The 19,177-nt window shown below is 61.1% G+C and carries 14 protein-coding genes; 6 read left to right on the top strand and 8 right to left on the bottom strand.

Translation table 11 applies throughout. The features are described from left to right. Positions 1–7 precede the first annotated feature (7 nt). The gene (gene prpF, locus M2394_RS15170) at positions 8–1,198 is read left to right on the top strand and encodes a 2-methylaconitate cis-trans isomerase PrpF (RefSeq protein WP_259173032.1); all 1,191 of its coding nucleotides are present in this window, start codon (positions 8–10) and stop codon (positions 1,196–1,198) included. A gap of 197 nt (positions 1,199–1,395) precedes the next feature. Continuing rightward, positions 1,396–2,880, top strand: a complete 1,485-nt coding sequence (prpD, locus tag M2394_RS15165) for a 2-methylcitrate dehydratase (protein ID WP_259173031.1) — start codon at positions 1,396–1,398, stop codon at positions 2,878–2,880. Between the two features lie 131 nt (positions 2,881–3,011). Here prpD and M2394_RS15160 read toward each other — a convergent pair whose 3' ends face one another. Both M2394_RS15160 and M2394_RS15155 read right to left on the bottom strand, forming a co-directional pair. After that, on the bottom strand, positions 3,012–4,334 hold the full coding sequence (locus M2394_RS15160; protein WP_176996348.1) for an AAA-associated domain-containing protein: 1,323 nt from the start codon (positions 4,332–4,334) through the stop codon (positions 3,012–3,014). Between the two features lie 14 nt (positions 4,335–4,348). Next, a complete protein-coding gene (locus tag M2394_RS15155) occupies positions 4,349–6,094 on the bottom strand; it encodes an ABC transporter permease subunit (RefSeq protein WP_259173030.1) in 1,746 nt (581 codons plus the stop codon). A gap of 376 nt (positions 6,095–6,470) precedes the next feature. Here M2394_RS15155 and M2394_RS15150 point away from each other — a divergent pair, with 376 nt between their 5' ends. Further along, positions 6,471–7,391, top strand: a complete 921-nt coding sequence (locus M2394_RS15150) for a hypothetical protein (RefSeq protein WP_259173029.1) — start codon at positions 6,471–6,473, stop codon at positions 7,389–7,391. 64 nt (positions 7,392–7,455) lie between these two features. Here M2394_RS15150 and M2394_RS15145 read toward each other — a convergent pair whose 3' ends face one another. From M2394_RS15145 to M2394_RS15125, 5 genes are read right to left on the bottom strand one after another with little or no spacing between them, the layout of a single operon-like run. After that, complete coding sequence (locus M2394_RS15145; RefSeq protein ID WP_259173027.1) at positions 7,456–8,184, bottom strand: alanyl-tRNA editing protein; 729 nt, start codon at positions 8,182–8,184, stop codon at positions 7,456–7,458. A gap of 2 nt (positions 8,185–8,186) precedes the next feature. Next, positions 8,187–9,179 (bottom strand): serine O-acetyltransferase, encoded by a 993-nt coding sequence (locus M2394_RS15140; protein WP_259173026.1) that lies wholly within the window; start codon positions 9,177–9,179, stop codon positions 8,187–8,189. A gap of 37 nt (positions 9,180–9,216) precedes the next feature. Next, entirely contained in the window at positions 9,217–10,131 is a 915-nt protein-coding gene (locus M2394_RS15135) for a PLP-dependent cysteine synthase family protein (protein ID WP_259173025.1), read from the bottom strand. Between the two features lie 15 nt (positions 10,132–10,146). After that, positions 10,147–12,009 (bottom strand): molybdopterin-synthase adenylyltransferase MoeB, encoded by a 1,863-nt coding sequence (gene moeB / locus M2394_RS15130; RefSeq protein WP_259173024.1) that lies wholly within the window; start codon positions 12,007–12,009, stop codon positions 10,147–10,149. Positions 12,010–12,035: 26 nt separating this feature from the next. Further along, the gene (locus M2394_RS15125) at positions 12,036–12,929 is read right to left on the bottom strand and encodes a DMT family transporter (protein ID WP_178924725.1); all 894 of its coding nucleotides are present in this window, start codon (positions 12,927–12,929) and stop codon (positions 12,036–12,038) included. 160 nt (positions 12,930–13,089) lie between these two features. Here M2394_RS15125 and M2394_RS15120 point away from each other — a divergent pair, with 160 nt between their 5' ends. After that, a complete protein-coding gene (locus M2394_RS15120) occupies positions 13,090–14,514 on the top strand; it encodes a PLP-dependent aminotransferase family protein (protein WP_178924719.1) in 1,425 nt (474 codons plus the stop codon). Positions 14,515–14,674: 160 nt separating this feature from the next. Here the strand turns inward: M2394_RS15120 and M2394_RS15115 are convergent, their stop codons facing one another. Further along, complete coding sequence (locus tag M2394_RS15115) at positions 14,675–15,493, bottom strand: pyruvate, water dikinase regulatory protein (RefSeq protein ID WP_176996340.1); 819 nt, start codon at positions 15,491–15,493, stop codon at positions 14,675–14,677. Positions 15,494–15,671: 178 nt separating this feature from the next. On the opposite strand from M2394_RS15115, the gene ppsA reads away from it, so the two are divergent. After that, a complete protein-coding gene (gene ppsA / locus M2394_RS15110; RefSeq protein WP_259173020.1) occupies positions 15,672–18,047 on the top strand; it encodes a phosphoenolpyruvate synthase in 2,376 nt (791 codons plus the stop codon). Positions 18,048–18,153: 106 nt separating this feature from the next. Beyond that, on the top strand, positions 18,154–19,143 hold the full coding sequence (locus tag M2394_RS15105) for an alpha/beta fold hydrolase (RefSeq protein ID WP_176996338.1): 990 nt from the start codon (positions 18,154–18,156) through the stop codon (positions 19,141–19,143). Positions 19,144–19,177 lie beyond the last annotated feature (34 nt).

The following is a 19,177-nucleotide window of genomic DNA, read 5'->3' as shown; positions in this document are numbered from 1 at the left end:
GGACACCATGGCACACGTAGCGCAAATCAAGATCCCCGCCACCTACATGCGTGGCGGCACCAGCAAGGGCGTGTTCTTCAGCCTCACGGACCTGCCTGAGTCGGCGCAGGTGCCGGGGGCTGCCCGTGACGCCTTGCTGTTGCGGGTGATCGGCAGCCCCGACCCCTACGACAAGCAGATCGACGGCATGGGCGGCGCCACCTCCAGCACCAGCAAGACGGTGATCCTGGCCAAGAGTACCCGCGCCGACCACGACGTGGATTACCTGTTCGGTCAGGTCTCCATCGACAAGCCGTTCGTGGACTGGAGCGGCAACTGCGGCAACCTGTCGGCGGCGGTCGGTTCGTTCGCTATCAGCGCCGGTCTGGTCGACCCTGCTCGCGTACCCCACAACGGCGTGGCTGTGGTGCGCGTGTGGCAGGCCAATATCGGCAAGACCATTATTGCCCACGTGCCGATCACTGACGGTGCGGTGCAGGAAACCGGCGATTTCGAACTGGATGGCGTGACCTTCCCGGCCGCCGAAGTGCAGCTGGAGTTCATGGACCCGGCGGCGGAAGAAGAGGGCGGCGGTGGTTCGATGTTCCCCACCGGCAACCTGGTGGACGACCTCGAAGTGCCCGGTGTGGGCACCTTCAAGGCCACGCTGATCAACGCGGGCATCCCGACCATCTTCATCAACGCCGAAGACCTCGGCTACACCGGCACCGAGCTGCAGGGCGCGATCAACAGCGACCCCAAGGCCCTGGCGATGTTCGAAACCGTACGGGCTTATGGCGCACTGCGCATGGGCCTGATCAAGCACCTGGACGAAGCCGCGCAACGCCAACACACGCCGAAAGTGGCCTTTGTAGCGAAACCTTTGGACTACGTGGCGTCCAGTGGCAAGGCGATCAAGGCGGGGGATGTCGACCTGCTGGTGCGTGCGCTGTCCATGGGCAAGTTGCACCACGCCATGATGGGCACGGCGGCGGTGGCGATTGGCACGGCGGCGGCGATTTCCGGCACCCTGGTGAACCTGGCGGCGGGTGGTGTGGAGCGCAATGCTGTGCGTTTTGGGCACCCGTCCGGCACGTTGCGTGTCGGCGCCGAGGCTAGCCAAGTGGACGGTGAGTGGGTGGTGAAGAAAGCCATCATGAGCCGCAGTGCCCGCGTGCTGATGGAAGGCTTCGTGCGCGTGCCCGGCGACGTTTTCTAACGACCTGCGCCGACCCAATGTGGGAGCGGGCTTGCTCGCGAATGCGGTTTGTCAGTCACCGAATGTATTGGCTGACCTGCCGCTTTCGCGAGCAAGCCCGCTCCCACAGGGTCTCTATTCCAAGGCGGACAGCCAAGATCTGCTTCTTACAACCGTGAGCCCGAGGACTGACCCCACCCCATTTTTGGAGTACTGCCATGAGCGCCAACGTCGACCAGAACAACCGCCCGGACTACGACCCGGTCCTGCAGGACATTGCCGATTACGTCCTCAATTACCGGATCGATTCCCGTGAGGCACTGGACACCGCCCGCAACTGCCTGATGGACACCCTCGGTTGCGGCCTGCTCGCCCTGCGCTTCCCCGAGTGCACCAAGCACCTGGGACCGATCGTCGAGGGCACGGTGGTGCCGTTTGGCGCTCGCGTGCCGGGCACCTCGTTCCGCCTGGACCCGGTAAAGGCCGCGTGGGACATCGGTTGCATCGTGCGCTGGCTCGACTACAACGACACCTGGCTCGCTGCCGAATGGGGTCACCCTTCTGACAACCTCGGCGGCATCCTCGCCGTGGCGGATCATCTGTCGCAACAGCGCGTGGCCAATGGCGACGCTCCGTTGACGGTGCGCGCGGTGCTGGAAGCCATGATCATGGCCCACGAAATCCAGGGCGTGATTGCCTTAGAGAATTCCTTCAACCGTGTCGGCCTCGACCATGTACTGCTGGTGAAAGTCGCCTCCACCGCCGTCACCGCCAAGCTGATGGGTGCCAACCGCGAGCAACTGCTGGCGGCCTTGTCCCACGCGTTTGTCGATGGGCAGGCGTTGCGCACCTACCGCCATGCACCGAATGCCGGCTCACGCAAATCCTGGGCGGCGGGGGACGCGTCGAGCCGTGGCGTGCGCCTGGCAGATATCGCCCTGCGCGGTGAGATGGGCATTCCCGGTGTGTTGAGCGCGCCGCAATGGGGCTTCTACGACGTGTTGTTCAGCCACACCAACAAGGACCTTGCGCTCAAGCCCGAAGGCAAGCGTGGGTTCAGCCTGCCCCAGCCTTACGGCAGCTACGTGATGGAAAACGTGCTGTTCAAGATCAGCTTCCCAGCCGAGTTCCACGCGCAAACGGCCTGCGAAGCGGCGGTGACGTTGCACCCGTTGGTGAAAAACCGGTTGCATGAAATCGAACGCATCGTGATCACCACCCACGAGTCGGCGATCCGCATCATTTCCAAGGTAGGCCCGTTGGCCAATGCCGCTGACCGCGACCATTGCCTGCAATACATGACGGCCGTGCCCCTGGCGTTCGGCAACCTGGTGGCCGAGCAGTACGAAGATGAGTTCCACGCGGCGCACCCGATCATTGATGAGCTGCGTGACAAGATGGTGATCGTCGAAGACCCACGCTACAGCCGGGAGTACCTGGAGACGGACAAACGCTCGATTGCCAACGCCGTGCAGGTATTTTTCAAGGATGGGTCCAGCACCGGGCAAGTGGCGGTGGAGTACCCGATCGGGCATCGCCGTCGCCGGGTGGACGGCATTCCGTTGCTGGAAGACAAGTTCAAGGCCAACCTGGCCACGCGGTTTACCGCACAGCGCAGCGGGGAGATTTTTGCGTTGTGCAAGGACCAGGCGCGGCTTGAAGCCACGCCGGTGAACCGGTTCATGGACCTGTTCGTGATCTGACAAACACCACTGATCCACTGTGGAACTGGGCTTGTGTGGGAGCTGGCTTGCCTGCGATGGCGGTAGTGGATTCACTATTGCTATCGCAGGCAAGCCATCTCCCACATTTTGTTCTGTGTTGCTCAAGGCGATTACATACTGCCTTCAACATCTTCCAGGCTGAACGTCTCGGTATGGTCGTCATAGGAGAAGATCTCCGCATACCGCCCCCAGGCCACCACGCTTTCCAGGGTTTTCTCCACGAAGGCTTCGGTCATCGAGTCTTCCAGTTCCTGCTCGAAACGCACCCGTGGCGCACGGTGCCCGCTGCGCTCTAGCAACACCTGATGAATGCGCGCGGCTAATGGCACGTGCTGGATCAAATGCTCGGCGAACAGGGTCTTGCGTTCCTGGGTGCCGTAGTCGGCGAACAGCTTGCCGGCGTCGGTGAGGGTGATGTCGGCGCCTTTGAGTTCAGCAAAGCCCAGGTGCTCCAGCATCTCCGCCACCGGGAACAGGTCGTCGACTTCCAGCAGGCGCCGTTCGGCCACGGTGGGCAAGCCGGCATGGCCGTTGTAGGGCTCAGCGGCCAGGGTTTCGATCAGGCCGGCCATCAGGTTGGTGGACACTTCCGGCAGCAGGCTGCCCATTTTCAGTTCCGGTTTGCCGGCGCTGGCATCGGCACTTCGGCGGTCGGTCATCAGTGCGTAGATGTCGTCGACCATCTGCCGGAACGTCGGGTCCAGGCGATTGCGCGGGTGAGCAAACGGCACTTTGATCTCGGCCACCACACGGCCAGGGTTGGAGGACAGCACCAGGATGCGGTCGCACATCAACACTGCTTCTTCGATGTTGTGGGTCACGATCAGGATCGACTTGATCGGCAGCTGCTTGCCGCTCCACAGGTCCAGCAGGTCGGTGCGCAGGGTTTCGGCGGTGAGCACGTCGAGGGCCGAGAAGGGTTCGTCCATCAGCAGCAAGGTCGGATTGACCACCAGGCCCCGGGCAAAGCCCACGCGCTGGCGCATGCCACCGGACAATTCGCGCGGGTAGGCGTTTTCGAAGCCGTCCAGGCCAATCAGGTCGATGGCCGCCAGGGCGCGGCGCCGGGTTTCCTTGCGCTCGACCTGCAAGGCTTGCAGGCCGGCTTCCACGTTTTCCAGCACGGTCAGCCAGGGGAACAGGGCAAAGGTCTGGAACACCATGGCCACGCCTTCGGCCGGGCCGTTGAGCGGGGCGCCCTGGTAGCGGACTTCGCCCGACGACGGCTGGATCAGGCCGGCGATGATGCGCAACAAGGTCGACTTGCCAGAGCCGGAACGGCCAAGCATGCCGACGATCTCGCCCTCGTGCAGGCTCAGGTCTACGCCGCTGAGGACTTGCAGCTCGTCCTTGCCTTTGCCGAACACCCGGTTCACGTTTTTCAGCGAGTAGATTTCCGGGGTGTCGACGGTGTGTTCAGTAGAGGTAGTCATCACGACGCATCCCGTCAATTCAAGCGAAGTTTGTTTTCTGCAATGGCATACATCGGTCGCCAGACCGCGCGGTTGAACGCCACCACAAAGATCGACATCACCACCACGCCCAGGGCGATCTTCGGGAAGTCGCCGGCCGCAGTGGTTTGTGCGATGTAGGCGCCCAGCCCATGGGCGACCACATTGTCCTGACCCCAGGACACGTACTCGGACACGATGCTGGCGTTCCACGCACCGCCCGAGGCGGTGATGGCGCCAGTGACGTAGTAGGGGAAAATCCCCGGCAGCATCACCTTGCGCCACCACAGCCAGCCGCGAATGCGGAAGTTGGCGGCGGCTTCCTTGAAGTCGTTGGGAAACGCGGTGGCGCCGGCAATCACGTTGAACAGGATGTACCACTGGGTGCCCAGCACGATCAGCGGGCTCAGCCAGATATCCGGGTTGAGGTGGTAGTGCAGGATCACGATGACGAACACCGGGAACAGCAGGTTCGCCGGGAACGCCGCGAGGAACTGCGCCAGTGGCTGGATCTTCTCTGCCAACTTGGGGCGCAGGCCGATCATCACGCCCAGGGGCACCCAGATCAGCGAGGCGATCAGGATCAGCCCGGCCACCCGCAGCAGGGTGATCAGGCCCAGTACCAGCACATGGCCCACTTCGGCCAGGCCCACTTCGGTGCCGACGTACATCACGATGTGATACAGCGCATAGGCGGCCATCAGGGCAATCAGCGTGCCCCACACCCAATCGATCACTTTTGACGCCGCGGGGGTTTCAACCGGCAGCGCCTTGAATGCACCGCCGGCCAGGCTGAAGCGCTTGTTGCCGATGCGGCTGATGGCACGGGTCATGGGGCGCAGGATGCGCTGCACGATGCGTGTGCGTTGAATCAGGTTCAGCACCCAGGATTGCGGTGCGTCGCCTTGGGACGCGGTGGTTTCCATGCGGAACTTGTCGGCCCAGGCCACCAGTGGGCGGAACAGGAACTGGTCGTAGATCAGGATCACCGCGATCATCGCCAGGATCACGTAGCCCACCGCGTGCAGGTCTTTCTGGGCAATCGCCAGGGCCAGGTACGAACCCACGCCGGGCAGGGTGATGGTCTTGTCGCCCACGGTGATGGCTTCGGAGGCAACCACGAAGAACCAGCCGCCGGACATGCTCATCATCATGTTCCACACCAGCCCCGGCATGGCGAACGGCACGTCGAGCTTCCAGAACTTTTGCCAGCCGGAGAGCCTCAAGTTGGTGGAAACCTCCACCAGGTCATGGGGCAGCATGCGCAGGGACTGGTAGAAGCTGAACGTCATGTTCCAGGCCTGGCTGGTAAAGATCGCGAAGATCGCTGCGAACTCGGCCCCCAGCACGCGCCCGGGAAACAGCAGCAGGAAGAACGTCACCGTGAACGAGATGTACCCCAGCACCGGCACCGATTGCAGGATGTCGAGCACCGGCACCAGCAGTTTCTCGGCGCGCCGGCTTTTGGCGGCCAGGGTGCCGTACAAAAAGGTGAACACCAACGCTGCGACCATTGCCGCGAGCATGCGCAGGGTGGTGCGCATCGCGTATTCCGGCAGGTTGGCCGGGTCGAGGGAAATGACTTCGCTTTGCAGGGTGGTGATAGGCGCCCAGGTTTCACGGGCGGTGATGGAGAAAAACAGGAGGAAGCCGATTACCAGCGGCAGGGCGACCAAATCCCAACGGTTGGGCAGCAAGCGCAATGTGGACGCCGGGATGTAGTGGCGGAACACTTTGTTCATAGGCAGTCATTCCTGCAGCGTTCAGGTTCTAAAGAGGTGCGATGGGGGTGAGCTTAGCTTCTGTTCGAAAGACCCACCGGGAATGGGCGGGCGCTCTTTTCCATGGTCGGTTTGCAGCGCATCAGGGGAGGATGGCCACAGGCGGGATTGTACGTTTCTGAATGTTACAAGCGCATAAATTTCCTGTCAGTTTCCTGTACGAAACGTGGCTTGGGCGTCGACGGTTTTTTCACCCTGAAACAAATACCCACGTAGATTTCTCTCCCTCAGGGAACTGGTTTCCTACTAAGTGCCAATCAGGTCGTTGGATGGCTTGTTAATCACATCGTCTGACAAACCCTACACGCGGGACAACCGCGAAACTGAGAGGTGCATTATGAGCAGTATCAATAATCAGCAGTATGCTCCCCAATACCGCTACGAAATGCCGCCAACGTCTCAATCCCCTTCTTCCAGTGACCCCGCTGGCGCAAGCGCCAACCCGGCCAATAACACGACCGAATCCAAGCCGCCTCGCCCTCCAGTAGGGGCAGAGCAACGTGGTCAGTTTTCCAGGCACAACAACATCGTCAATCAGCAGCCTCAGGGCGCCGAGTCCAAGGGCGAGTTGGCAGAACTGACGCAGAAAAATCAAAACCTTGTCGCCAAGTACGAGGCGTTGATCACAAAGTACGATGCGAAAATTATTGAACTCAATACGAAAATAGAAGGCCTGACTCAGCAGCTCACTGCCGGTGCTAAAACGCCTGAACACGCCCCCAGTGCGCCGGATACCAAGCCAGAGAACCCTCGCGCTGACAGCCAGCCTGTGCCGCCCGAAACGCCTGCCACACCAGATACCCAAACTCGGGGTACTGAGACGGCTGAGCGAAGTCCGCCTCAGGGGCTTGATAAATTGGAGGCTGAAATCACACAGCTCCACACTGCGCTCAAAACATTACTTGAGCGATTTGAAGACGCGATGAAAAAGCTGACGACGAAACTGGACAATTTGACTCAACTTCTGAGTAAAGGCGTTCCTCGACAGGAGACACCTGCTGTGCAGCCAGGCACCACCGATTCCACCCCGCCGAATAATGCAGCACCTGATACAGCCGCCCCCGAGCAACGTAAAGAATCCGCGCCAGCTGATAACTCAACAGCGCCTGCTCCCGGCAACGTTGATCGTCTCAAGCAAGCGAACGAGGAACTCGAAGCTCAGATTAATCAGATGGAGGCGTACTTTGAGAAGACGCTGTCAACGTTTGAACAGAAGTTCCAGGCTCTGACCCAGCAAGTCAGCGAGAAAAAAAACTAAAGCTCGGTATCGAATCGGCTAGTGTGGGGCAACGCCCGCACTGGCCTTCGATAGCTTCGGCCGCTCACTCAAAGCGCAGAATCACCCGGCGATTGTGCTTGCTCTTCTTCTCGATCTTTTCGCAAAACACCCGGCCGATTTCCTCGGTGTTGGCCACGTGGGTGCCGCCGCACGGCTGGATATCGATCCCGGCAATTTCGATCACCCGCACTGACCCCTGGATCACCGGTGGCGCCACCGCCTGGGTGCGTGTGATCTGCAGCAGGGTGGCGTATTCCGTGGCAGGCATCGACAGGGTGTTGACGGCGTGAGCCTGCTGGATCAGGGCATTCAGGTCGTGGGTGAGGCTGTCTTTGTCGAGTGTCATTTCTGGCAGGTCGAAATCCAGGCGGCCTTTGTCAGCACTGATGCTGCAACCGGTCACCGGCGCATCGATCAGTGAGCACAACAGGTGCAGGCAGGTGTGCATCTTCATGTGCTGGTAGCGCCGCTCCCAGTCCAGGCCGGCGTCCACCTGTGTGCCTACGGTCAATTGCTCCGGGCAGTGCTCCACCTGATGCCAGATGATCGAGCGCATTACCGGGTCGCGGACCGTTCCCACCACCTCGACCCGCGCGCCATCCGCCAGGGTGAAGTAGCCAGTGTCTCCGGGCTGGCCACCACCTGTGGGGTAGAACAGCGTGTGTTCAAGGGCAATGCCCTGTTCGCCGACGGCAATCACCCGGGCGCTGAAGGTGTTCTGGTAAGGCGCGCTGTCGAACAGCGCCAGGGTCTCCATGGTGTGCACGGACATGTTCAACCTCCGACAATCAGTGGGCTGGCTTGCAGCAGGTGACGCACCATTGCGCTCAAGCCAGGGGGGGAGAGCAGGGTGATTTCGAATTCCGGACCGCAGACTTTGAGGTTCAGCGGCAGGCGCGGCAGGTGGTTGCCGATTTCGAGGCGGCGCAGGCGAAATTGCAGGTGATGGCGCTCTTTCACCGTGGGTTCCAGCATCAACCCCGGCAAGGGGTGGAAGTCGGCGTCCAGCACCGTGACTTTATGGCTGGCGTTGACCTCGCCCACCACGTGCAGGCGCTCATCCAGGGCAAAGGCCCCCAGGTAGTTGCTGTGGTCCGACTCATCATTCTTTTGCAGCTGGATCTGGTTGACCACTTTCACCTTGGTGCCGGCCGGCACGTCCTGGGTGATCACGCAGGACGGGCTGATGAACACGTTGTCGCCAATCAGCACATAGCCCAGCACACGTGCGCCGGAACCGACCTCGACGTTATTGCCCAGGCGCGGGTGGCGCTTGCCATCCGGGTTGTTGGCAATGCCGCGCGCGCCGAGGGTGACGCCGCAGAGGATGTAGCAGTCGTTGCCGATCTCGCAGGTTTCGCCGATGACCGTGCCATAGCCGTGGTCCAGCACGAAGCGTCGGCCGATACGGGCTGCCGGGTGGATTTCGGCGCCAGAAAGCACCTTGCCCTGGTTGCTCAGCTTGAGGGCAATGCGCGAATACACGCCGTTGGTCTGGTCGGAGAAGTTCCACACCAGGTGTGCCAGGCGGTAGAACAGCACGGCCTTGAACGAGGCATAGGATTCCAGGATCAACTCGCCACGCCCACGCGAAGCCGGATCGCGGTAGGCGTAGGCGATCAGGTCCTCGGCCACGGCCTGGGCGGCGTTCTGGATCAGCGGGGCCAGGTGCGGTTCCAGCTGCTTCATCTGCGCCGGCGTCAGGGTTTTGATGAGGTGGGTGAGCAACTCATCGTGCAGCTGTTGCATGTCGATAAAGCCCCCCATGGAGGCACCCCCGCATTCTGAATGGTGGGAAAACCGGTTATTCGAAACTGGGCAGGTAACTGTCGGCATTGTCGTAGACCATGGTCAGCACCACCGTTTCGGGCGGCAGTTCGGGCGCCAGCTGGGCGATGGCCACCATGTTGGCGGCCGAGGACAACCCCAGGCTGATGGCGTCGGTGCGCATGATGCGTTTCATCATGTCGATGCACGCCTGGCGCGACACCTTGAGCATGCCGTCCAGCACATCCACATTGAGAATGCTCGGGATCAGGCCGATTGACAGGCCCTGGATGTGGTGCGGTGCGTGCCTGTTTTTCAGCAGGTCGCATTCCTCTGGCTCCACACCCATGACGCGCAACGCCGGCCAGGCCACCTTGAGGGTTTCGCCGATGCCGGTGATATGGCCCCCGGTGCCGATGCCGCTGACGAAGTAGTCCACGCGCTGTTCGCCGAATGCACGGAGGATCTCCGGCGCGGTGGTGTCGCGGTGGGTCTGGGGGTTGGCGCCGTTGCGCTGCTGGTTGAGCATCACGTAGCTGGGGTTTTCCAGCTGCAGCTCCATGCATTTTTCGCCGTGGGAGTTGTTGCCCAGGCGGCTGTCCGACAGCACCACCTTGGCCCCGTACAGGCGCAGCAGTTTCTGTTTTTCGGGGCTGTAGTTGTCGGGAATCACCAGCACCACTTTGTAGCCCAGCACGTTGCCGGCCATCACCAGGCCGATGCCGGTGTTGCCGCCGCTGGGTTCGATGATGGTCTGCCCCGAATCGCGGATCAGCACGCCGCGGCGCTCGGCGTCGAGGATCATGCCCAGGGCGATGCGTGCCTTGTGGCTGCCGCCCGGGTTGAGGGATTCGAGCTTGGCGTAGACCTCGATACCGAGGTCTTCGGAAAACTGCGCCAGGCGCACGATCGGCGTGTGGCCGATCACGTCGAGAATGGAGTTATGCAACATTGTTCAGCCCCCGGGTCAGTACAACGGCATGTCGGGTTCGACGTCGCGCACCCAGTGTTTCATGCCGCCCTGCAAGACCTTGGTGTTGGCGAAGCCGGCCGCCAGCAAGGTGCTTGCGGCTTGCTCGGCGCGGGTTCCGGCGTAGCAGATCAGGTAGTGGGTGTTGTCGCGGCTGAGGCTGTCGAGTTGCCCATCCAGTTCAGCCAGCGGGATGTGCAGCACCCCTGGCAGTTTGCACACCTCCAGTTCGCTGGCGTCGCGTACATCCACCAGCACGTCGGCGCTGCGCGGGTGTTCGAGCAGTTGCTTGAGCACGCGGGGCTGGATGTAGCGTTCTTCGGCCAGGGACGGTTGGGGTGGCACGGCGTCGGCGCACACCGACGGTGTGAGCGGTTCGGCGTGGCGCAGCTCCGAGCAGCAAGGGCAGTCGGCGCGGCGCTTGAAGCGGATTTCGCTGAACTTCATCGCCAATGCATCGAAACGCATCAGGCGGCCTGACAACGGCTCGCCGATGCCGATCAGCAACTTGATCGCCTCGGTGGCCTGGATCATCCCAACCACGCCGGGCAGCACGCCGATCACGCCACCGGCGCTGCAATTGGGTGCCAGTTCGGCGGGAGGTGCCGAGGGAAACAGGCAGCGATAGCAGGGCCCGCCTTTGTAGTTGAGCACGCTGATCTGCCCGTCGAAGCGGTAGATGGCGCCGTACACCAAGGGTTTGCCGAGCTGTACGCAGGCGTCGTTGACGAGATAGCGGGTATCGAAATTATCGGTGCCGTCGATCACCAGGTCGTAGGCGCCAACCAGCGCCAGGGCGTTGTCGGCATCCAGGGCGGTGTTGTGGGCGTTGATCTGGATATGGCGGTTGAGGTCCTGCAGGCGCTGCTTGGCGGACTCGACCTTGGGCAGGCCCAGGGTGCTGTTGCCGTGGACGATCTGGCGTTGCAGGTTGCTGCTTTCCACCACGTCGAAGTCCACCAGGCCCAGGGTGCCGACGCCCGCTGCCGCCAGGTACAGGCTGATGGGCGAGCCCAGGCCGCCGGTGCCGATGATCAAGACCTTGGCTTTCTTGAGGTTCAGCTGACCTTCGCGGCCGACGCCGGGCAGGGTGATGTGGCGTACATAGCGCTGTATCTCTTCGTTGCTCAATCCGTCAACGTCCATGCCGCCCGAGGTGGCGAGCAACACTTCGATCCGGGCTTTTTCCGGCAGTGTGTCGTCGGCGCCGATCAACTCTTCCTCGGCGGTGAACAGGAAGTGTTCCTTGAGCTGGTTGTTCTTCTCGTGGAACAGGTGCGGGCGTAACTGAGGGTGACTGCTGCAGAGGTTTTCAATGACTTCGCGCAATGTCGATCCGGTGCCCTCGAGGGTCGATTCCGGCAGCTTGGCCACGCGAACCAGAATGTCGGGGAAAGAGACAGCGTTCATGGACAACTCCGTGTGCAGGTCGTTGAAAGGGTTGAGGGCGAAATGCGTGCCGTCCCAGGCAAACAGCTTTGAGCCCAGGGCCTGGCCCTGGCGAACGTCCACCACCAAATAGCTGACGGGGTAGATCGGTTCGCCCATGAACAGGGCCTTGTCCTGGTCTTCATCGCTGAAATAGGCGCCGACATCCGGGTGCGAGTGGTAGATCACCACCACCGGGTTGTCGCTGCGAAACGCCTTGTTCATCAGCAGGGTGTCGGCCACCGAAAACGTGTAACCGTTGGCCGCGCTGCGTGGGTACATCTCAGGGTTCTTGCGGTGAAGCTCATTCTGGATATTGCTGCCCAGGTACACGCTGCCGTCGGCGAAAATGAAGCCGCAGCACTCCTCGGGGTAGCTGCGGTTGGCGTGGGCGTAGATCTGTTCAAGGGCTTTTGGGCGGAGGACGTCCATGTTTCTCTCGCGTGGTGGTGAGGGGGTCAAGGTTTCTTGGCCAGGAGCTTTTCAATCGGCAACTTGGTGATCGCAAAGCCGGCCAGCAGGATGGCCGAGTACAGCATCAGGTCGCGGGAAATCGCCACGCCTTCGTACCAGGCGCCGATGATCACCGCGAACACCGGGAAGATGATGAACACGAACGACAGGATGATCGGGCTCAGGCGCTTGAGCAGCATGAAGTACACGATGAACCCGCCGACCGACGCCACCAGCCCCAGGTAGAACAGTGCACTCCAGGAGCGCAGGGTGATGGCATCGAAGGCCGGGGTTTCGAACCACAGGCCGGCCACGAACAGCATCAGCCCGGCGATGCCGATGGGCAGGGTGTTGTAGGTGATCACGCTGATGGCGCTGCCTTTCTGCTTGGTGATGACGTAGCACAGGGCATGCATGATCGCGGCGGTCAGGATCGCCAGTACCCCGAAGAACTCGGCGTGGTCCAGGTGCAGGCCCTGGCTCTTGATGATCATGTAGAGGCTGCCGAAACCGATGCCGATGCCGACGACCTGGGAGAAGTAGATGCGCTCGCGCAGGAACAGCGCCGAGAAAATCAGGATGAACACCGGCATGCAGCTGAACAGTAGGGCGGTGAGGCCGGACGAGACATGCATTTCGCCGTAGTTGAGCAGGTAATAGGGAACGCTGAAGTAGGACAGGGTCACGAACACGAAGAACCAGCGGCTCTCACGGGGAAACAGGATCGGCTCGCGGCGCACCAGAGCAAAACACAGGAACAGTGGGAAGGCGATGAGGAAGCGCAAGCCTGCGGACGTCAGGGGTGGCACGCTTTCGACGGCGATCTTGATGCCCAGCCAGGTGGTGCCCCAGCTCAGGCACACGATGAGAAACATCACGCTGGTCACGAGGCCTGCCAGCCACTGTTTCCGCGAATTTGTTTTTGTTGTGTTTTCGAGAACGGCGGACATTGGCATCGTTTATTGCTTCCCTGAGCCGGAATTGAACTCTATATTGAGCTTGTAATGAGTTGTAAAATTCGGCGATTGAACCCGTAAAAGCACACTATTAGGGCGAAAGATGGCTGTCAAAACAAATATTGACATGGTGTCAATTATGCGTGAGGGGTTGTCCAACGGGCAGGGCGTGAAGTACAAGCGCCTGTCCGATGTCATGGAACGGGGCATCCTCGAGGGCTTGATTGAACCGGGAAGAAAACTGCCGCCCCATAGGGTGCTTTCCGACAATCTGGGTGTGACGATCGGCACCATCAGCCGGGCCTACGGCGAGCTGGAACGCCTGGGGCTGGTGGTGGCGCGGGTGGGTGACGGCACATTCGTGCGCAAGCGTGGGATGGAGCGCCAGCGCGACGAAGGCTTTCGCAATTTCAGCGAGGAGCCGCGCCAATACTTCGACATGAGCCGCAACATGCATATCCCGGGGCAGGAAACGGTGTTCCTGGCCCAGAGCTTCCAAACCCTGTCGACCAACGCCAAGTTCCTCCAGGACATCAGCGCCTACACCCCGGACGCCGGTTTGCCGCGTTACCGTGAAGCGGGGGCACAGTGGCTGGTGCAACGCGATTTCCACCCGATCCCCGAGCAGGTCATCTGCGTCAATGGCGGCCAGCACGGCCTGTTGTGCGCCATGATGGCGTTGTTGCGGGCGGGCGATACGGTGGTCACCGAACAGCTGACTTACCCCGGGTTGATCACCGCTGCGCGCATGCTCGGCGTGCGGCTGATCGGCCTGGAGATGGACGAAGAGGGCGTGCTGCCGAGTGCTCTGGATGAAGTCTGTCGCAATCACCGGGTGTCGGCGCTGTACTGTACGCCGACCATCCAGAACCCGACCACGGCGGTGCTCTCGATCCCGCGCCGGGAAGCCTTGGCCAAGGTCTGCCGTGAGCACAACCTGCTGATCCTGGAGGACGAAGCCCACGGCGTACTGGTGGAAGATCGCCCGCCACCCCTGAGTTTTTTCGCCCCCGAACGTACGATTCTGATCAGCAGTTTGAGCAAGGCGGTGTCAGCCGGGTTACGCGTGGGGTACGTGCATGCGCCGCCGGCGTTGGTCAGCCGTATCTCGGCAGCGCTGCGCTCGACGTGCTGGATGGCCACCCCGGTGACCCTTGAACTGGCCACCCAGTGGATCGAAAACGGCACGGCGGAATACCTGCTGCGCCAGCAGATCAATGAGATCAGCCGACGCAAGGCGTTGGTGAAAGACCTGTTGAACGGCCTGCAATACCGCACCCACCTCAACAGCCCGCACTTCTGGATTGAAGTGCCGGAGCCCTGGCGCGCGTCGGAAATCGAGGCGGAGCTCAAGCAGAATAATTACCTGATCGCCACCGCCGAGGCGTTTGCCGTGGGGCAGACGGCGGTGCCGCAGTTTATTCGGGCGAGTATCTGCAATACGTCGGGGGATGATCAGCTGTTGCGGGCGGGGTTTGATGCGTTGGCTACTGCGCTGGGGCAGGGGGGAGGGCGGTTTCACCTGTAATCGTCAGGCTCACCGCGTTATCGTTCTTCGCAGGCAAGTCGAATCGTCGCACCGCAGCTCCCACATTTGACTGCATTCCAGAGTTGGAACTCGGTCAGATGTGGGAGCGGCGGTGCGACGATTCGACTTGCTCGCGAAGGGGCCAGCCCGGGCAACACAATTACTTGAACCTGCGCTCCACACCCTTCTCCACCAAAATCTTCGCCGAAATCTCTTCCACCGAAAAATGCGTGGAATTGATGTGCGCAATGTTCTCGCGACGGAACAGATTTTCCACTTCACGTACTTCGAACTCGCACTGGGCGTAGCTGGAGTAGCGGCTGTTGGGTTTGCGCTCGTTGCGGATGGAGGTGAGGCGGTCCGGGTCGATGGTCAGGCCAAACAGCTTGTGCCGGTGCGAGCGCAAGGCCGACGGCAGTGTCAGGTGCTCCATGTCGTCTTCGGTCAGCGGGTAGTTGGCTGCTCGGATACCGAACTGCATGGCCATGTACAGGCAGGTGGGCGTTTTGCCGCAGCGGGACACGCCCACCAGGATCAGGTCGGCCTTGTCGTAATAGTGGGTGCGGGCGCCGTCGTCGTTGTCGAGGGCGAAGTTCACTGCCTCGATACGCTCCATATAGTTGGAGTTGTGGCCAATGGAATGGGACTTTCCTACCGAGTATGAGGAATGTTCACTCAGCTCCTGTTCCAGTGGCGCCAGGAACGTGGAGAAGATGTCGATCATGAAACCATTCGACGTTGCGAGAATCTCACGAATGTCCTGGTTGACGATGGTGTCGAAAATGATCGGACGAAAACCGTCTTTTTCGGCCGCCAGATTGATTTGTTGTACCATGGCCCGCGCTTTATCCACGCTGTCGATATAGGGCCGTGTGAATTTGGCGAAGGTAATGTTTTCGAACTGCGCGAGCAGGCTTTGACCCAATGTTTCGGCTGTGATGCCGGTGCCGTCGGAGATAAAGAAAGCAGATCGTTTCATTTGAGCCCTGGGCCTTAAGCTGATGACGAATCTTGGATATGATAGGCGCGATTTTGCCGTCCCGCAGTGGGCCGCATTCTCACTTATTTTCCAGGTCCAGGCCACAAACGCAGGCGAACGCTCCTACTGAGCAGCCGGCGTCCTGAGCTTTTCCAACACAGAAAGTGGAGAGATCACCTTGGTAGAGTACGTAGTTTCCCTCGATAAGCTCGGCGTCCATGATGTAGAGCATGTGGGGGGCAAGAACGCATCCCTCGGCGAGATGATCAGTAATCTTGCAGGCGCTGGCGTCTCGGTGCCTGGTGGTTTCGCCACCACGGCCCAGGCCTACCGCGACTTCCTCGAGCTGAGCGGCCTCAACGCCCAGATCCACGCCGCGCTGGACGCCCTGGACGTCGATGACGTCAACGCCCTGGCCAAGACCGGCAGCCAGATCCGCCAATGGATCATGGAAGCCGAGTTCCCCGAGAAGCTCAACGAAGAAATCCGTACCGCCTTCGCCACCTTGTCGGCCGGCAACCCGGACATGGCCGTTGCCGTGCGTTCCTCGGCCACCGCCGAAGACTTGCCGGACGCCTCTTTCGCGGGTCAGCAGGAAACCTTCCTTAACATCCGCGGCGTGGAAAACGTCATCCGTGCGGCCAAGGAAGTGTTCGCCTCGCTGTTCAACGACCGCGCCATTTCCTATCGCGTACACCAAGGTTTCGACCATAAGCTGGTGGCCTTGTCTGCCGGTGTGCAACGCATGGTGCGTTCGGAAACCGGTACGGCCGGCGTAATGTTCACCCTGGACACCGAATCGGGCTTCCGTGACGTGGTGTTCATCACCGGCGCCTACGGCCTGGGCGAAACCGTCGTACAAGGCGCGGTCAACCCCGACGAATTCTACGTGCACAAGCACACCCTTGAGGCTGGCCGCCCGGCTATCCTGCGCCGTAACCTGGGCAGCAAGGCAATCAAGATGATCTACGGCGACGAGGCCAAGGCCGGTCGCTCGGTAAAAACCGTTGAAGTCGACAAGGCTGAACGCACGCGTTTCTGCCTGACCGACGCTGAAGTCAGCGAATTGGCCAAGCAAGCGATGATCATCGAAAAGCACTACAAGTGCCCGATGGACATCGAATGGGCCAAGGACGGTGACGACGGCAAGCTGTACATCGTGCAGGCCCGTCCTGAAACCGTGAAGAGCCGCACCTCGGCCAACGTCATGGAACGCTACCTGCTGAAAGAAACCGGTACCGTGCTGGTGGAAGGTCGCGCCATCGGCCAGCGCATCGGCGCCGGCAAGGTGCGGATCATCAAGGACGTGTCCGAAATGGACAAAGTCCAGCCAGGTGACGTGCTGGTCTCCGACATGACCGATCCCGACTGGGAACCGGTGATGAAGCGCGCCAGCGCCATCGTCACCAACCGTGGCGGGCGCACCTGCCACGCGGCGATCATCGCCCGTGAACTGGGTATCCCAGCGGTCGTGGGCTGCGGCAACGCCACCCAACTGCTGAAAGATGGCCAGGGCGTTACCGTCTCTTGTGCCGAAGGCGACACCGGTTTCATCTTCGAAGGTGAGTTGGGCTTCGATATCAAGCAGAACTCCATCGACGCCATGCCGGACCTGCCGTTCAAGATCATGATGAACGTCGGCAACCCAGACCGCGCCTTTGACTTCGCACAGCTGCCGAACGCCGGCGTGGGCCTGGCCCGCCTGGAGTTCATCATCAACCGCATGATCGGCGTGCACCCCAAGGCCTTGTTGAACTACGACGGCCTGCCACTGGACCTCAAGGAAAGCGTCGACAAGCGCATCGCCGGCTACAACGACCCGGTGGGCTTCTACGTCGAGAAGCTGGTGGAAGGCATCAGCACCCTGGCGGCGGCGTTCTACCCGAAAAAGGTCATCGTGCGTCTGTCGGACTTCAAGTCCAACGAATACGCGAACCTGATCGGCGGCAAGCTGTACGAGCCGGAAGAAGAAAACCCGATGCTGGGCTTCCGTGGCGCTTCGCGTTACATCAGCGAATCGTTCCGTGACTGCTTCGAACTCGAGTGCCGCGCCCTCAAGCGCGTGCGCAACGAGATGGGCCTGACCAACGTTGAGATCATGGTGCCGTTCGTGCGCACCCTGGGCGAGGCGAGCCAGGTGGTGGACCTGCTGGCCGAAAATGGCCTGACCCGTGGTGAGAACGGCCTGCGCGTGATCATGATGTGCGAACTGCCATCCAACGCGATCCTGGCCGAAGAATTCCTGGAATTCTTCGACGGTTTCTCCATCGGCTCCAACGACCTGACTCAGCTGACCCTGGGCCTGGACCGCGACTCGGGGATCATTGCCCACTTGTTCGACGAGCGTAACCCTGCGGTCAAGAAGCTGCTGGCCAATGCCATCCAGGCTTGCAACAAGGCCGGCAAGTACATCGGCATCTGCGGCCAAGGCCCTTCCGACCACCCTGACCTGGCCAAGTGGCTGATGGAGCAGGGCATCGAAAGCGTCTCGCTGAACCCCGACTCCGTGCTGGAAACCTGGTTCTTCCTGGCAGAAGGCCAAGCGTCCGTCTAAGGTCGTTACGTCAAAAGTGCCGGTCACTCTCACAGGGTGACCGGCATTCTTATCTGTACAGGGCGGGAATCCTTGCGGACGCCGCCCTTTTTTGTGCAAGAGCATTATGCAAAGCAGCAGCAACCTGTTTCCCGTCGCCCTGATCAGCGCTGAACGTCGTGGCGACCTGAGTGAAGATGTGTACCGCCTCAAGCCCGGTAACAGCCCCGACGGCACCGTCGAGTTGGCCGTGACCCGCTTGGGCCTGGCCGATGTCCCGGAAAACCGGGGCATCCCGGTTATTTTATTGCACGGTAGTTTTTCCAACCGGCGCTTCTGGTACTCGCCTAAAGGCATCGGCCTGGGCGCTTACCTGGCGCGGTTGGGGTTTGATGTCTGGATCCCGGAAATGCGCGGCCATGGCCTGTCCAAGCGCAATCATGACTACGCCCGCAACCGTGTGGCCGACTACGCACGTTACGATTTGCCGGCAATTGGGGCGTTCGTGCGTGAACAAAGCGCGCAGGTTCCCCACTGGATCGGCCATTCCCTGGGCGGCATCAGCCTAGCGGCGGCCCTTGGCGGGCAGCACTTGGGCGCGCCGGCGGTGGCTTCGGTGGCGCTGTTTGGCAGTCAGGTCAGTCGCACCCACTGGCCGTTGAAACTACCACCGGTGGAGTGGACGGGCCGCTTGCTGTTGAAACGCTTTGGTGAGGTCTCCGGCTCGCGCCTCAAGCGCGGCCCCGAGGATGAACCGGCCGGCGTGATGATCGAGGCCATGCGCTGGAACGGCCTGTTTGGCCGCTTTGGCGAAGGCAAGAACGATTGGTGGAAAGGCTTGGCAGAGGTCGATGTGCCGCTGCTGGCGGTGAGTGCGGCGGGTGACCAGCAAGACCCGGACTGGGCGTGTCGCAAGTTGTTCGAACAAGTCGGTTCAGAGCACCGTCAATACCTGTGCCTGGGCCGCCAGCAAGGGTTTACCGGGGATTTCGGCCATGTGGAGATGCTCGTCAGCAAGGCCGCCCAGGCCGAAGTGTGGCCATTGGTGGCGCAATGGCTGAAAGACCCGCTGACACCTTTATTCGGGGCACAATCGGAGGTGGCGGCAACGGTTTGACGAAGCGCTCTGCCAAGGGCGTTTCACTCGTGTG

The sequence above is a fragment of the Pseudomonas sp. BIGb0164 genome (assembly GCF_024810135.1).
GTDB lineage: Bacteria > Pseudomonadota > Gammaproteobacteria > Pseudomonadales > Pseudomonadaceae > Aquipseudomonas.
This window is presented reverse-complemented; position numbering and strand designations above follow the sequence as displayed.